The sequence below is a fragment of the Nocardioides renjunii genome (genome assembly GCF_034661175.1).
GTDB lineage: Bacteria > Actinomycetota > Actinomycetes > Propionibacteriales > Nocardioidaceae > Nocardioides > Nocardioides renjunii.
Genome location: NZ_CP141058.1, coordinates 2,785,944 through 2,799,977 on the forward strand (window position 1 = coordinate 2,785,944; position 14,034 = coordinate 2,799,977).

Below are 14,034 nucleotides of genomic sequence, written 5' to 3' on the forward strand. Positions count from 1 at the left end.
GGGGTGATCCTAGGAGCCCGCCTCCGCGGGGGCGGCGTACTCCACCTCGGTCGGGTACGGCGCCCACGGGCACTCCTGGCTCTCGCCGGTGGGCCGCCAGCCGAGCGACTCGTAGAGCGTGCGTGCCCGGTGGTTGTCGGCCAGCACCCACAGCCGGCGCGCCCCCGCGGCCTCGGCGCGGGCGAAGCCGTCGCGCGCCAGCCCCGCGCCCCAGCGGTCGGGTCGCACGGCGAGGTGCCGCAGGGTGGATCCGTCGTGGGCGGCCAGCACGACGAGCCCGTGCTCGTCGTCGACCACGTCGACGACGACGGTCGGGTCGTCCAGCAGGAGAGCCCAGCGGGCGAGCACGTCGTCGTCGGGGTAGGGCAGGTCGCCGAACACGTGCGCCAGGCCGGCCCGGCTCGCGGCCCGCTCGAGGTCGCGGAGGGCGACGACGTCGTCGGCCGTCGCACGACGCCACCCGCGACGCGGTGCGTGGCCCTCGGTGGTCACGGCCGCCCCGCCTCGTCCCACGCGCGGTGCGAGGCCTGCGTGCGGTCCCACAGCGAGCGCCACTCCTCCGGCGTCACGTCGTCGACCGGCAGCAGCAGGTCGTCCACGAGCGCGCCGCGCCACTCGTCGTACGACGCCAGGTCGTGCTGGTCGCGCCCGGCCGGGGTCATCACCTGGTGCACCAGCCCGCGCACCGTCCGCTGGTCGGGCCCGTCGACGCGCTGGGCCACCAGCACCCGGCGGAAGGGGGACTCGGGGGCGAGGCTGAGCCACTCGTGGGCCGTGGCGACGGCCGCCGGCGAGTGGTCGCGAGAGGTCACCACGATGCCCCGGAGCACCCCGCCCGGCAGGTGGCGGTAGGTCCAGGCGGCGGGGCCGGTGGGGCGGCCGGCCGCCTGTGCCCCGAACCCGGCCCCGATGCCGAACGACCACCCCTCGACCACGTGGTCGCCCCGGACGAGGGGCAGCGGCTCGGCGAAGCCCTCCCCCAGCCCCGCGTCGGCCCACCAGTGGCCGCCGGGGTTGTCGTCGGTGGGCAGTCCGGAGACGACGAGGACTAGGTGGTTGAGCGTGGTGCCGAGCTGGTCCTCGGGGCGGACCCACACGTGCCCGTGACGCCGGCTGACGGAGAACCCGAGCTCGGAGAGCAGCCAGCCGAAGGCACCGTTCTGGTGGAAGCAGTAGCCCAGCCGTCCCCCCGCGGCGGCGCGGGAGGTCCCGGCCGCTGCGTCCACCGGGTCGGGACGGCCGAGCATGATGGAGAGGTTGTCGTAGGCGATGCGCGCGACGTGGGCCCGGTGCACCCGGCGGAGCCCGGCCAGGGTGGCGGGAGGGCGCTCGGTGAGGCCCAGCCGCCCGAGGTACGCCTCCAGCAGCGTCTCCGCCTCGCCCACCCCTGCCTCCCTCTCCGAGTCGTCACTGCCTCGAGCCGTGGTCCTCCGGCACCCGTCGCCGGCACGCCCGGCGCTCCGCAGCGCGTCGAAACCTACCCCGATGGGTGCGGGTTGCCACCCCTCGTACCCGATTTGGGGGTTGAGGCGCCCGCCCCCCGGTGTTCAGGTGGGAGCCAGTCCCGCGCCCGGGACCCGACACGGGGGTGAATCCAGATGCGCAGAGCTGTTCCGTCATTGCTGGTCGCGACGCTCGCGATGCTCGCACTCGCCCCCGCGCAGCCGGGATCGGCCGCCGCCGGGACCGCCCGGGTGACCGTGATCCAGGCCGTCCCCGGCGTCGCGGTCGACGTGTCGGTCGACGGCCGCTCCGTCGCGCAGGACAGCGCGGTCGGCGACGTGCTCGGGCCGTTCGAGCTGGCGCCCGGCGCCCACGACATCGCCTTCAGCGGTGACGGGGTCGACGTGGAGTCGACGCTCGAGGTGCGCGCCGGCGCCGCCAGCGACGTCGTGCTGCACCTGCCCGCCGAGGTCGGCGGCGAGCCGCTGGTGCACTCCTACGCCGCGCCGGACGGACCGATCGGCCCCGGGAAGGCACGCGTCCTCCTCGCCCACACCGCGACGGTCGCACCGGCCGACGTGCAGGTGGACGGGCAGACGGTGTTCACCAACATCGCCAACGGCGAGTTCGCCGACGCCGACGTCCCGGAGGGCAGCATCGAGGTGGCACTGCTGCCGTCCGGATCGGCCGCCGACCCCATCCTCGGCCCGCTCGACGTGAGCCTCGAGGCGGGGACGCTGTCGATGATCTACGCCTACGGCAACCCGCGCGACAGCTCCATGAACGTCATCGCCCACACGGCGGAGCTCGCTCCGGACGGCAGCGTGCAGCCCACCCGCATCGACACCGGGTCCGCGGGCCTGGCCACCGAGGCCGTCGTCACCTTCGACGGCCCCGCGGACGGTGCCGGTGGCCCGACGCTCCTCGGCCTGCTGGGCGTCCTGCTCGCCGCCGCGGCCGCCGTGGCCCTCGGCCTGCGCCGGCGTACGCCTGCCGCGCACCGCCGCCCGGCAGGATGAGACCGACACCGGCGATGATCGTGGCTGGCGCACTGCTCTGGACGAGCGCGGCCTGCGGAGGTGGGACCGTCGAGCCCGCCGGTGCTCCGACCGCCTCCTCGACCCCACCCGGTTCTCCCACGCCCACCGCCCGGTCGACCGCGGAGGGACGACCCGTCGCACCGGCACGTCGGGCACCCTCGGTGGTGGCCGCCCGGGCGCCCCGCGAGGCCACGCTCCCCAGCGGTCGCACCGTGCGGATCAGCGCCGTCGGCACGACGCCGTCGGGGCTCCTCGACGTGCCCGACGACGTCGACGTCGCGGGGTGGTGGCGAGGCGGGTCGCGCCTCGGTGACCCGTTCGGCTCGATCCTCGTGGCCGCCCACGTCGACTCGCGGACCGAGGGCCTCGGCCCCTTCGCCGAGCTGCTGACCGTCGGTCGCGGGGCGCGAGTCGTGCTCGTGTCGGCGGGGGTGCGCCAGGCCTTCGAGGTGCGCTCGCGGCGCCTGGTGCCGCAGGGCACGCTGTCGGACGACTCGTGGATCTTCGACGTGTCAGGTCCAGGCCGGCTGACCCTGGTCACCTGCGCCCCTCCCTACGATGCCTCTCGAGGCGGCTACCAGCACCTGGCCGTCGTGACCGCCGTGCCCCTCGGACCACCGGAGCAGACGTGAGCCCGAAGAAGCAGTACAAGAAGCGCCTCCCCACCGTGCTCCCGCCTGTCCAGCGGCCGGCGCCGGAGCAGGAGTCGCTCGCCCCCCACGTCGAGCCCGTCGCCCCGACGGCCGAGCCCGAGGCCGCCGCCACGGCGCCCGCTGCCGAGCCCGTGGCCGCCGCACCGGTCGTCGAGCCGGAGGCGCTGCGAGCCCCTGCGGCTCCGGCGCGGCCGGCCGCACCGGCCGCGCCGGCACAGCCGGCACAGCGGCAGGTGCCGGTGACCGCCCCGGCCACCGCTGCGGCCACCGCCCCGGCCATCACGGCACCCGCCCCGGCACCCGCCCGGGCACCCGCCCGGGCACCCGCCCCGGCACCCGTTCCGGTCGCCGCGCCGGTCGGCCCCCCGTCCGATCGCGCTCGCGGCAGCCGGCGGAGAGCAGCCGCTCTCGCCCTCCTGGGCGTGGCCGCGCTCGTGGTCGGCGGCCTGGTGGTCTGGCAGGTCGTCGACGACGGGCGCGACGACGCCGGCACGGCGTCCGCCGCCGCCGAGAGCTGGCCGGAGGCGGGCGCGTCGCGCACGGTCACCCGCGTCCGCCCCGACGGGGTGCTCGAGGTGACGCACTGGATCCACGCGGCCGAACCGCTGGACCAGGTCGACGTCGCGCTGCCGGAGCTCGCGCCCGGCATCCTGCTCGAGGCGTCGGCGGTCGAGGTCACGGCCGACGACCAGCCGGCGTCGGGTCCCGAGGTGATCACGTTCACGAGTGCGTCGTACGTCTTCAGCGAGGCGACCCGGGTCCTCGTCAGCTACGAGCTGGCCGGGGCCGTCGAGCGGAGCACCTCGGTGCTCGGCCGGGGGCTGGCCACGACCACGGCGCTGGAGGTGTCGGCCCAGCAGCCCGAGGACACCCGTGTCATCCGCTCGAAGGCGGTGCTCTCCCTGGCGTGCGCGACCGCCGGCTCACCGTCCCCCACGCCCTGCGGCGAGGCGGACACGGAGGGTCAGTGGCACGTCGAGCTCACCGGCGCCGACGCGGGTGGCCGCGTGGTGGCGCAGGTCGACCTGTCCTGAGCCGGTCCGGCCCGCAGGCTCGGTCAGGGGTCAGTCGTCGCCGTCGAGCCCGTGCTCGATGGCCCACCGGGTGAGCTGGACGCGGTTGTTCATCTGCAGCTTGCGCAGGGTGTTCTGGACGTGGTTCTGCACGGTGCGGTGGGAGAGCACCAGGCGGGCGGCGATCTGCTTGTAGCTCATGCCGGTCGCGACCATCTTGAGGATCTCGGTCTCGCGCTCGGTCAGCTGGTCGCGCGGGTCGTCAGCGGGACCGTCGGCGATCCGGCGGAACTCCCCCAGCACCAGCCCGGCCAGCCCGGGGGTGAAGACGGTGTCGCCGTCGGCGACCCTGGTCACCGCGTCCACCAGCTCCGCGCTGGACGCGGACTTGACGAGGTAGCCGGTGGCGCCGGCCTTGATCGCCTCGAGGACATCGGCCTGCTCACCGCTGGCGGACAGGATCAGCACCCGGGCGGTCGGGTCGTGCTCGAGCATCATGCCCGTCACCTGCACGCCGCTGTGGTCGGGCAGCTGGAGGTCGAGCACCACGACCTGCGGTGCCGCCGCCGGGAACCGCGCCATCGCCTCGCGGCCGTTGGAGGCGATCGCCACGACGTCGTGACCGGCCGCCTGCAGGTCGCGCTCGACCGCGTCGCGCCACATGGGGTGGTCGTCGACCACCATCACTCTCACCACGTCATCACCCTCGCCACGTCGTCCCCCTCGTAGGTGTGGGAATCGTAGACCGGTCAGTCGGCGGGCGGACGGTAACGGCCACGCCGATGGACCAGCGGTGCCGTGTCCTCGCCGACGACCACCTCGACCAGCCGGCAGGTCACCAGCCGCGACCACCCGACCTCGACGTCCGACTCGACCTCCAGGCCCGCCCACGTGGTCGCGTGCGCCAGCCGCGGGCCGTGCGGGGACGCCACCCAGTCGGCGAGCCGCCACGGACCGCCCGGGGCGGGCGCGGTGCCGGCGAAGGCGTCGGCCAGCTCGCGGTCGTCCCAAGTGAGCAGCTGGAGCACGCCGCGACCGGTCTCGAGGAGGGCGTCGGTGAGGTCGGCGTCGGGGTCCAGCAGGGCCAGCGCGCGCCCGGGCTCGCCACCGGCGACCAGCCACGACGACACCGTCAGCCCGGCCCGCCCGCTCGCCTCGACGCCGGCCGTCCACAGCGACACCGTGCCGCCGACACGCCCGCGCAGGCGTCGTACGGGGTCGCGGTCGCCCTCGGGCTCGAGGAACGGGTGGGTCGTGTGGATGGTCACCCGGTCACGCTAGCGGGACGGTCAGGTCCCACTCGGTGCCCCAGGGTCCGCTGTCGACCGCGGCGGTGCCGCCGAGCTCCTCGATCCGCCCGCGGATGGAGGACACGACGCCCAGTCGGCCCTCGGCCTCGGCCTGCTCGAGCCGCCCGGGCTCGATGCCCGGGCCGTCGTCGCGCACCGAGACGGTGATGGCGTCGGGCGCGGCCTGCGCGAGGATCCAGGCCGTCGCGTCGGCACCGACGTGGGTCAGGACGTTGTCGAGGCAGGACCGCGCCGCCGCGACCACCTCGGTCGCGACGCGCTCGTCCACCAGCACGGTCCCGCCGGGCGTGGCCACCTCCACCCGCACCGGGTGAGCGGTGGCCATCGCCTCCAGCGCGCCCGCGAGGTCCACCTGTCCCGTCGGCCGGTGCCCGTGCCCCGCCGGCACGGTGTCCTGCTGGCGGATCAGCGAGCGGAGGCTGCGCTCCTGCTCGCCCGCCAGCCGGCCGAGGTCCGCCCAGTCGCCACCGGCCGCGGCACCGCGGCGCTGCGTCATGGCCAGCACCTGCAGCACGCCGTCGTGCACGGCCCGGGCCAGGCGGGTGCGCTCCTCCGCCGCCGCGGCCGCGCGCTCGGCGACGTCGCGCTCGCGGGCCATGCGCTGCAGCGACTCGCACAGGTAGCCGACGACGGGACCGCCGATCAGGACCAGGAACACGTTGCCGTAGTTGCCCTGGTCGACCTCCGAGCGCGGCAGCAGGTCGGCCGCGGCGATCAGCGCGGCCGCCGCCAGGCCGCCGCGCCAGTGCCAGTGGATGGCCCACGCGAGCAGGGCGCCCATCACCCAGTAGCCCGGGATCGTGGCGTTGAAGCCCTCCGACTTCACCCACGGCGTCACGGCCATCGCCGCCAGCGCGATCGCCAGGTCGGCCACCAGCAGCGCCGGCACACGACGGCGCCGGTCGCGGTAGAGCCAGATGGCGACGGCGGTCCAGCCGGCGAGGGCCGCGACGACCACCAGGCCGGCCGTCGGGTGCTCGAAGCTCTCGCGCCGGTAGGCGTTGAGGCCGACCATGTTGATCGTGACGACGACCCGCACGATGGCCAGGGCCGAGTAGAGCCGGTCCTCGACGGCGAGCGCCGAGTCGCCCCGCACAGCCGCGGAGGACGGACCGGGTCGGGCGCTCAGGACGCCTTCTGCTCCGGCCCGTCCGCGGCCTTGTCGCGCTCGGCCTGCTCGGCCGCGGCCTGCTTGGCCCGCTCCTTGTCGAGCTCCTTGGCCTTGCTGGCGTAGAGGTCGACGTACTCCTGCCCGGACAGGCGCATGATCTCGTACATGATCTCGTCGGTGATCGACCGCAGGATGTAGCGGTCGTTCTCCATCCCGGCGTAGCGGGAGAAGTCGAGCGGCGGGCCGAAGCGCACGACGGGGCGCGTCCAGGTGCCGTAGACCTTGCCGGTCGGAGCGACGACATCGGTGCCGACCACGGCGCACGGGACCACCGGGGCGCCGGTCTCGAGGGCCAGCCGGGCGACGCCGGTCTTGCCGCGGTAGAGCTTGCCGTCGTGGGAGCGGGTGCCCTCGGGGTAGATCCCGAACAGGTCGCCCTGGGCCAGGATCTTCATCGCCGACTTCATCGCCCCCTCGGCGGCGTTGGCGCCCGAGCGATCGATCGGGACCTGGCCCGCCCCGGTGAAGAACTTCTTCTGGAACCAGCCCTTGATGCCCGGCGAGGTGAAGTACTCCGCCTTCGCCACGAAGGTGACCCGCCGGTTGAGCGTGAGCGGCATGAACAGCCAGTCGGCGTAGGACAGGTGGTTGCTCGCGAGGATCGCGGGACCCACGTCGGGGACGTGCTCCACGCCGTAGGCCTTGGGCCGGAACACGAGTCGCAGCACCGGCCCGAGGGCGATCCACTTCAGGAACCAATAGAGCACGGGCCGAGCCTAGTCCCGTGCCGCGGTGACCCGCTCGATGAACTCCGCGGACTCGGCGAAGATCCGCGGGGCGTCGTGGTCGAGGGTCGCGACGTGGTAGCTGTTCTGCAGCACCCGCTCCTCGAAGTCCTTGGAGGAGAGCCGCGCGTTGAGCGCCCGCGAGCTCGAGATGTCGACGACGTGGTCCTCCGCGGAGCGGAAGAACAGCACCGGGACCGTCACCCTCGGCAGGTCGCGCCGCAGCTCGGCGTAGCCGGCGAACATCGAGGCGGCCGCCTTGAGCGGGGTGGTCGGGTAGCCGTGCTCGTCGGCGCCCGGCTTCTTGATGTCGTTGGCGATGCCCGGCATCCCCGGCACGACGCGCTTGAGGGCCGGCAGCAGCTTGACGTCCTTGCGGAGGGTGTCGACGGCAGCGTTGACGACCACGATGCCGGCGAGCTCGTCGCCCCGGTCCGCCGCCAGGCGCAGGCAGAGCGCCCCGCCCATCGACAGCCCGACCGCCACGACCGCGTCGTTCTCGGCTGCCAGCTTGTCGAACGCACCGTCCACGGTCGCCACCCAGTCGCCCCAGGTGACCTGGTTGCAGTCCTGCCACCGGGTGCCGTGGCCGGGCAGCAGCGGCATCTCGACGGCGTACCCGCGACCCGCGAGGTCCTGTGCCCAGGGACGCATCGAGGCGGGGTTGCCGGTGAACCCGTGCTGGACGAGGACGCCGAGCCGGCGGCCACCGGTCCTCGCGGGGTCGGCCGCGGTGGACATCGGCGCGACGAGGGCGGGGTCGAGGGGAGCCGCCGGGGCACCGAGGAACGGGATCTTCACGGGCACAGTGTGCACCACACCGACACCGCCGCACCGCCGCCCGAGGGACGGTCGCGGCACCCGTCGAGAACCACGTGCCGGGTACCGTGGCGGGCGTGACGACGCCTGGCGACGAGAGCCGCACCGAGCTGGCGTGGCGCGAGATCGTGGAGCACTACGGCGAGCGCGCGGTGCTCCCCGACGACGAGGCGTACGACGCGCGCGCCGGCGCCGGCGAACCGACCCAGGACGTGCCGCCCGGAGCCACCGCCGACCCGTCGACCGGACCGGCGACCGACACCGGCACGTCCCCGTCGGAGTCCGAGCCCTCGTCCGAGCCGCCCGCCGCTCCGGCGGGCCACGCGCCGACCGAGCCATTGCCCGACCACCTCGTCGACGACGACGAGGTCGAGGTCCGCGAGCGGGCGATCGCCGCCTCCGAGCGATTCACCCCGCCGCCCCCTCCGCCCCTGCCGCTCCCCCGCACGTGGCAGCGCGGGCTCGCCTGGGCCGGCATCGCCGTGGCTCCGGCCATGGCGCTGCTGATCGGGCTGCTGTCGCTCTACGTCCCCTCCGTCGTGGGGTGGCTCCTGGTCGCCTGGTTCGTCGGCGGGTTCCTCTACCTGGTCCTCGAGATGCCGCGCTCGCCCCGTGACCCCTGGGACGACGGCTCGCGCGTCTGAGACCGAGGGACCCAGTAGGGTCGCTCGGGTGGGGGCACGCGAGACCGTCGAGGTGACCGGACACCTGATGGACAGCGGCATCCTGTCCCGCGTCCTGGACGACATCCGCGACTACGGCTGCGACTACGTCATCGAGCAGTTCGACGTCGGCCACGAGGCCCATGACCCCTCCAGCGCGAGGATCACCGTCGAGGCCGAGGACGACACCTCCCTCCAGCGGCTCCTGATGCGGCTGCAGACCCGCGGCGTCAACCAGGTCGCCGTCGGTGACGCGCTCACCGCGGAGGCCGAGATCCCGGGCGTGCTGCCCGACGGCTTCTACGCCACCACCAACCTCGAGACCCGTGTCCGCATCGGCGGCGCCTGGCACGAGGTCGAGAACCCCGCCATGGACTGCGGCCTGGTCGTCGACGAGGCACCGGCCGGCGACGTACGCGTGCGCACGGTGCCGATGTCGGACGTCGAGGCCGGGATGCGGTGCGTCGTCGGCGCGTCGGGGATCCGCGTGTCGGTCCCCCGGCCGGCGCCGGTCGACGACGGACTCCTCGCCGCGCGGGGCGGCTCCCCCACGGACCGCCCGCAGACGGTCGTCGTGCGCCAGGTGGCCGACGGCATGCGCCAGGCCCGGGAGGCCGGCAAGAGGCTGCTGTGGGTGGCCGGCCCGGGCGTGGTGCGGACCGGCGCCTCCCAGGCACTGGTCTCCCTCGTCCGCGCCGGCTTCGTCGACGCGCTGTTCGGCGGCAACGCCCTCGCCGCCCACGACGTCGAGTCCGCGCTCTACGGCACCGGCCGCGGCGGCGAGGTGTCCGCGGCCGGCGTCGAGCACGGCCACGAGCACCGGGTGCGCGCGCTCAACACGGTCCGCAAGGCCGGCTCCATCGCCGCCGCCGTCGAGGCGGGCGTGCTGACGAGCGGGATCATGCACGCGCTCGTGACGGAGCGGAAGCGCTTCGTGCTCGTGGGCTCCGTGCGCGACGAGGGCCCGCTCCCCGACGTGCACACCGACGTGCTCGAGGGCCTGCGCGCCATGCGGGAGGAGATCCACGACGTGGGCTACTGCCTGATGCTCGCCACCCAGCACCACTCGGTGGCCACGGGCAACATCCTCCCGGCGACGGTCCCGCTGGTGTGCGTCGACCTCGACCCGGCCACCGTCACGAGGCTGGCCGACCGCGGCACCCACCGTGGTCGCGGCATCGTGGCCGACGTGGGGCTGTTCCTCGAGCAGCTCTCGCTGGAGCTCGTGCCGGACTACCGGCGCGCCTGACCCGCGGGGTCGGGACGACGACCCGGACGCGACACGAGCAGCGCCCCGCCGATCATCCCCGCCTGAGGCCCGAGCTGCGCGGCCACGAGCGGCGGGACCCTCCGGTGCGCGGCCCCCACCAGCGTGCGCTGCAGCGCCGCCCGCGCCGGGTCGAGCAGCCGGTCGCCCGCGGCGGACACCCCTCCCCCGATCACCACGACCTCCGGGTCCAGCGCGGCGACGAGGTTGGCGGTGCCGACGCCCAGCCAGTCCCCCACGGACGCGTAGGCGCGCCGCGCCACCAGGTCGCCCTCCTCGGCGGCGGCCGTGACCATCGGGCCGGTGATCCGGTCGTGGTCGGAGCCGCTCATCTCGGACAGCACGGACGGCTGCTCGCGCATCAGCATCCGGGCCTCACGGACGAGCGCGTTGCCCGACGAGTACTGCTCCCAGCACCCACGCCGCCCGCACTCGCACGCCTGCCCGTCGGGGACGACCTGCATGTGCCCGAACTCCCCGGCCATGCCGTTGGCGCCACGCAGCACGTGGCCGTCGACCAGCACCGCGCCCCCGATGCCGGTGCCCATCGTGATCATGAGTGCCGAGGTCGCACCCCGGGCCGCCCCGTGGCGGGACTCGGCCCGCGCCGCGCAGTTGGCGTCATTGTCGAGCCGCACCTCGCACCCGAGCCGGTCCTCGAGCAGCTCGCGGAGGGGCTGGCCCTGCCACGGCAGGTGCGGGGCGAACATCACGCGCTCGCCGCCCGAGTCGACGAAGCCGGCCGCCGCCACCCCGACACCGGCCAGCGGCCGACCGGCCGTCGCCTCCACGATCGCCTCGACCAGGGCGTCCTCGACCCGCTGGGTCACGACCCGGCGCCCGGGCGTCGTACGCCGTGCCGTGCTCGAGACCCGGCCGTCGTCGCCCACGACCCCGGCGAGGACCTTGGTGCCGCCGATGTCGACGCCGACCACGACACCCGGCCCGACACCCGGCCCGTCAGCGGCCACCGGTCACGCGTCCTCGGGCCACGCGTCGTCGTGGTCGGCGTGCTCGTCACTGGCGGCGCGCTCGTCACCGGAGGCGTCGTCCTGCGCCGGTGGACGGGTGGACAGCAGGGAGGCCGCCGCCTGGGCCAGCGACGTCAGCGCGCTCGACAGGTGCGTGACCACCTCGGGGTCCAGCTGACGTACGGCGTGGATCGTGCGGCAGACCGGGCACACGGTGCACTCGGCGGAGCCGGTGGCGAGGTGCTCGTCGAGGTCGTGCACGGTGGCCGCCGCCTGCGCGGCCATGTCGGACAGCCCGTCCCCCGCATCCTCGACCTGCTCGCGCGCCCACCCGGAGAGGGCGCCGAACAGCTTCGCGGCCTCCTCGCCCAGGGAGCCGACGGGGTCTGTGCCGGCGGCGTCGGTCATGAGGTCTCCTGACGGGTCGCGGGCTGGGCGTTCAGGAAGCGACGATACGACGCGACGGACACGACCAGCTCGTCGCCCGCGGTGGTGGACGGCAGGATCCGCACGCCGGACCCGGTGGTCAGAGCTGCTCGACGCGCTTCTTGAGGCCCTTCAGCGCGGTGTCGATCAGGATCTTCTCGCCCTTGCGCTTGAGCATCCCGATGAGGGGGATGGTGACGTCGAGCGCGAGCCGGTAGGTGACCTCGGTGCTGCCGTCGCCGCGGTCCACCAACGTGTAGGCGCCGTCGAGGGCCTTGAGCATGTTGCCCTCGACCAGGGTCCAGGTGACCTCCCGGTCGCCGTCCCAGTCGTAGGCGAGGGTGTACTGGTCCTTGATCGGGGAGACGTCGAGCGCGAAGTAGACCTGCTCGGCCCGGCCGTCGGCGCCCGGTGCGGTGACCTCCGCGGTCTGCACGCCCTTGGCCCACTCGGGGTAGGATTCGAAGTCGGCGATGACGGCCATGATGTCGGCCGGAGCGGCGTCGATCGTGATCGACGAAGAGGTCTGTTCGGCCATGGCCGGGAGCCTAGCCGACAGCCGGCGCCCGCCCGGGCCACGGCTGCGCCACCGCCCGGGCGGGACGGGCGTGCGGGACGGGCGTGCGGCGCCGCCCGCGCCGGGCGATAGCCTGCGCTTCGCAGTCGATCGCCGATCCAGGAGGTTCCCCGGTGCGTGAGTTCACCACGCCGCTCTCCGTTGCCGTCCCCACCACGGGCAACCTCACCGACGACGTCGTGGCCAACGCCCGCGAGGCAGCGTCCACCGCGGTGTTCAGCCGCCCGTCGGACGACGGCTGGGTCGACGTCACGGCCGCCGAGTTCCACGACGAGGTCCGCTCCGTCGCGAAGGGCCTCGTCGCCGCGGGCGTCGGGGCGGGCGACCGGGTCGCCCTGCTGTCCAAGACCCGCTACGAGTGGACGCTGCTCGACTACGCCATCTGGTTCGCCGGCGCCGTCACCGTGCCGATCTACGAGACGTCCTCGGCCGAGCAGATCGGCTGGATCCTCCAGGACTCGGGTGCGCGCGCGGTCGTCGCCGAGGGCCCCGACCACCTCGCGCGGGTGCGCGAGGCCCGGCAGTCGGCCGACCTCGTGGAGCTCCAGCACGTCTGGTCGCTGCAGGACAACGCCGTCGACGTGCTCGGCCGCCTCGGCTCCGACATCTCCGACGAGCTGCTCGAGCAGCGGCGCACCACCGCCACCCCGCACGACCTGGCCACGCTCATCTACACCAGCGGCACCACCGGCAAGCCCAAGGGCTGCATGCTGACCCACGGCAACTTCATGTTCGAGCTCGGCGTCGCCGTCGACGAGCTCCCTGAGCTGTTCGAGGGCGACGAGGCCTCGACGCTCCTCTTCCTGCCGCTGGCACACGTCTTCGCCCGCATCATCCAGGTCGGCTGCGTGAAGAGCCGCGCCCGGATGGGGCACAGCGCCGACATCAAGAACCTCGTCGCCGACCTGCAGGGATTCAGGCCGACGTTCATCCTCGCCGTGCCCCGGGTCTTCGAGAAGGTCTTCAACACCGCCTCGCAGCGCGCGACGGCCGACGGCCGCGGCAAGATCTTCGACCGCGCCGCCGACACCGCGATCGCGTACTCCCGTGCCCTCGACGGCAAGCGGGTCCCGCTACGCCTGCGCGCCCGGCACGCCCTCTTCGACCGGCTCGTCTACGGCAAGCTGCGCCAGGCGCTCGGCGGCAGCTGTGCGTACGCCGTCTCCGGTGGCGCGCCGCTGGGCGACCGGCTCGGCCACTTCTACCGCGGCATCGGCCTGTCCGTGCTCGAGGGCTACGGCCTGACCGAGACCACGGCCGCGCTGACCGTCAACCTCCCCGACGCGCAGAAGGTGGGCACCGTGGGTCGCCCCCTGCCCGGCACGAGCGTCCGCGTGGGCGATGACGGCGAGCTGCTGTTCAAGGGCGGCCAGGTCTTCGCCGGCTACTGGGGCGACGAGGCCGCCACCGCCGAGGCCGTCGACCGCGACGGCTGGTTCCACACCGGCGACGTCGGCGAGGTCGACGACGAGGGCTTCGTCCGCATCACCGGGCGCAAGAAGGAGATCCTGGTGACCGCCGGCGGCAAGAACGTCGCCCCGGCCGTGCTCGAGGACCGCCTGCGCGCCCACGCCCTGGTCGACCAGTGCCTCGTCGTCGGGGACGGGCAGCCGTTCATCGGCGCGCTGGTGACCATCGACCGCGAGACGTTCCCCGGCTGGGCCGAGCAGCACGGCAAGTCCGGCGACCTCGCCGGCATGCTCCACGACCCCGATCTGGTCGCGGCCGTGCAGGACGCGGTGGACGACGCCAACAAGGCGGTCTCCCAGGCCGAGTCCATCCGCAAGTTCACGATCCTCCCCGGGGAGTGGACCGAGGAGGGCGGCCAGCTGACGCCCAGCCTCAAGCTCAAGCGCAACGTCGTCGTGCGCGAGGCACGCGCCGAGATCGAGGCCCTCTACCTCGGGTGACCCGGTCCGGACTACCTCCGCGTAGTCACTTCGGACTACCCCGGCAC

16 protein-coding genes are annotated in these 14,034 nt (G+C 74.3%); 6 read left to right on the forward strand and 10 right to left on the reverse strand.

The features are described from left to right. Nucleotides 1-9: 9 nt before the first annotated feature. Together SHK17_RS13280 and SHK17_RS13285 are read right to left on the reverse strand one after the other, a co-directional pair. Nucleotides 10-492, reverse strand: a complete 483-nt coding sequence (locus SHK17_RS13280; protein WP_322919527.1) for a GNAT family N-acetyltransferase — start codon at nt 490-492, stop codon at nt 10-12. Beyond that, nucleotides 489-1,385, reverse strand: a complete 897-nt coding sequence (locus SHK17_RS13285; RefSeq protein ID WP_322919528.1) for an arylamine N-acetyltransferase family protein — start codon at nt 1,383-1,385, stop codon at nt 489-491. The genes SHK17_RS13280 and SHK17_RS13285 overlap by 4 nt, the downstream gene beginning before the upstream one ends. Before the next feature lie 213 nt (nt 1,386-1,598). Here SHK17_RS13285 and SHK17_RS13290 point away from each other — a divergent pair, with 213 nt between their 5' ends. The 3 genes from SHK17_RS13290 (at nt 1,599) to SHK17_RS13300 (ending at nt 4,170) form a co-directional block, all read left to right on the forward strand. After that, nucleotides 1,599-2,462, forward strand: coding sequence for a DUF4397 domain-containing protein (locus SHK17_RS13290; RefSeq protein WP_322919529.1), 864 nt, complete (start codon nt 1,599-1,601; stop codon nt 2,460-2,462). A 185-nt stretch (nt 2,463-2,647) separates the two neighbouring features. After that, nucleotides 2,648-3,115, forward strand: a complete 468-nt coding sequence (locus SHK17_RS13295) for a sortase domain-containing protein (RefSeq protein WP_172274064.1) — start codon at nt 2,648-2,650, stop codon at nt 3,113-3,115. Further along, nucleotides 3,112-4,170: a hypothetical protein gene (locus tag SHK17_RS13300; protein WP_322919530.1), complete on the forward strand. Its 1,059-nt coding sequence runs from the start codon at nt 3,112-3,114 to the stop codon at nt 4,168-4,170. The genes SHK17_RS13295 and SHK17_RS13300 overlap by 4 nt, the downstream gene beginning before the upstream one ends. A 30-nt stretch (nt 4,171-4,200) precedes the next feature. Here SHK17_RS13300 and SHK17_RS13305 read toward each other — a convergent pair whose 3' ends face one another. Genes SHK17_RS13305 through SHK17_RS13325 form a run of 5 tightly spaced genes read right to left on the reverse strand, consistent with a single transcriptional unit; the run spans nt 4,201 to nt 8,156 of the window. Then, on the reverse strand, nt 4,201-4,845 hold the full coding sequence (locus SHK17_RS13305; protein WP_322919531.1) for a response regulator transcription factor: 645 nt from the start codon (nt 4,843-4,845) through the stop codon (nt 4,201-4,203). A 53-nt stretch (nt 4,846-4,898) separates the two neighbouring features. Further along, entirely contained in the window at nt 4,899-5,417 is a 519-nt protein-coding gene (locus SHK17_RS13310; RefSeq protein ID WP_172274058.1) for a flavin reductase, read from the reverse strand. A 4-nt stretch (nt 5,418-5,421) separates the two neighbouring features. Then, nucleotides 5,422-6,555, reverse strand: a complete 1,134-nt coding sequence (macS, locus tag SHK17_RS13315) for a MacS family sensor histidine kinase (RefSeq protein WP_322919532.1) — start codon at nt 6,553-6,555, stop codon at nt 5,422-5,424. Nucleotides 6,556-6,584: 29 nt separating this feature from the next. After that, on the reverse strand, nt 6,585-7,337 hold the full coding sequence (locus tag SHK17_RS13320; protein WP_322919534.1) for a lysophospholipid acyltransferase family protein: 753 nt from the start codon (nt 7,335-7,337) through the stop codon (nt 6,585-6,587). A gap of 9 nt (nt 7,338-7,346) precedes the next feature. After that, nucleotides 7,347-8,156, reverse strand: a complete 810-nt coding sequence (locus SHK17_RS13325; RefSeq protein ID WP_322919535.1) for an alpha/beta hydrolase — start codon at nt 8,154-8,156, stop codon at nt 7,347-7,349. Between the two features lie 95 nt (nt 8,157-8,251). On the opposite strand from SHK17_RS13325, the gene SHK17_RS13330 reads away from it, so the two are divergent. Then, nucleotides 8,252-8,818: a hypothetical protein gene (locus SHK17_RS13330; RefSeq protein WP_172274049.1), complete on the forward strand. Its 567-nt coding sequence runs from the start codon at nt 8,252-8,254 to the stop codon at nt 8,816-8,818. A 28-nt stretch (nt 8,819-8,846) separates the two neighbouring features. Beyond that, nucleotides 8,847-10,085: an ornithine cyclodeaminase family domain gene (locus tag SHK17_RS13335; RefSeq protein ID WP_322919536.1), complete on the forward strand. Its 1,239-nt coding sequence runs from the start codon at nt 8,847-8,849 to the stop codon at nt 10,083-10,085. Here the strand turns inward: SHK17_RS13335 and SHK17_RS13340 are convergent. From SHK17_RS13340 to SHK17_RS13350, 3 genes are all read right to left on the reverse strand, one after another. Next, nucleotides 10,070-11,074, reverse strand: coding sequence for an ROK family protein (locus tag SHK17_RS13340; protein WP_322919538.1), 1,005 nt, complete (start codon nt 11,072-11,074; stop codon nt 10,070-10,072). The genes SHK17_RS13335 and SHK17_RS13340 overlap by 16 nt on opposite strands. 3 nt (nt 11,075-11,077) lie before the next feature. Then, nucleotides 11,078-11,482 (reverse strand): hypothetical protein, encoded by a 405-nt coding sequence (locus SHK17_RS13345; protein WP_322919539.1) that lies wholly within the window; start codon nt 11,480-11,482, stop codon nt 11,078-11,080. 118 nt (nt 11,483-11,600) lie between these two features. After that, nucleotides 11,601-12,038 carry an SRPBCC family protein gene (locus tag SHK17_RS13350; RefSeq protein WP_172274037.1) on the reverse strand — a complete coding sequence of 146 codons (438 nt, stop codon included), beginning with the start codon at nt 12,036-12,038 and terminating at the stop codon, nt 11,601-11,603. Nucleotides 12,039-12,190: 152 nt separating this feature from the next. Between SHK17_RS13350 and SHK17_RS13355 the strand changes: the two genes are divergently transcribed. Continuing rightward, on the forward strand, nt 12,191-13,987 hold the full coding sequence (locus SHK17_RS13355) for an AMP-dependent synthetase/ligase (protein WP_322425494.1): 1,797 nt from the start codon (nt 12,191-12,193) through the stop codon (nt 13,985-13,987). The last annotated feature ends 47 nt before the right edge of the window (nt 13,988-14,034 follow it).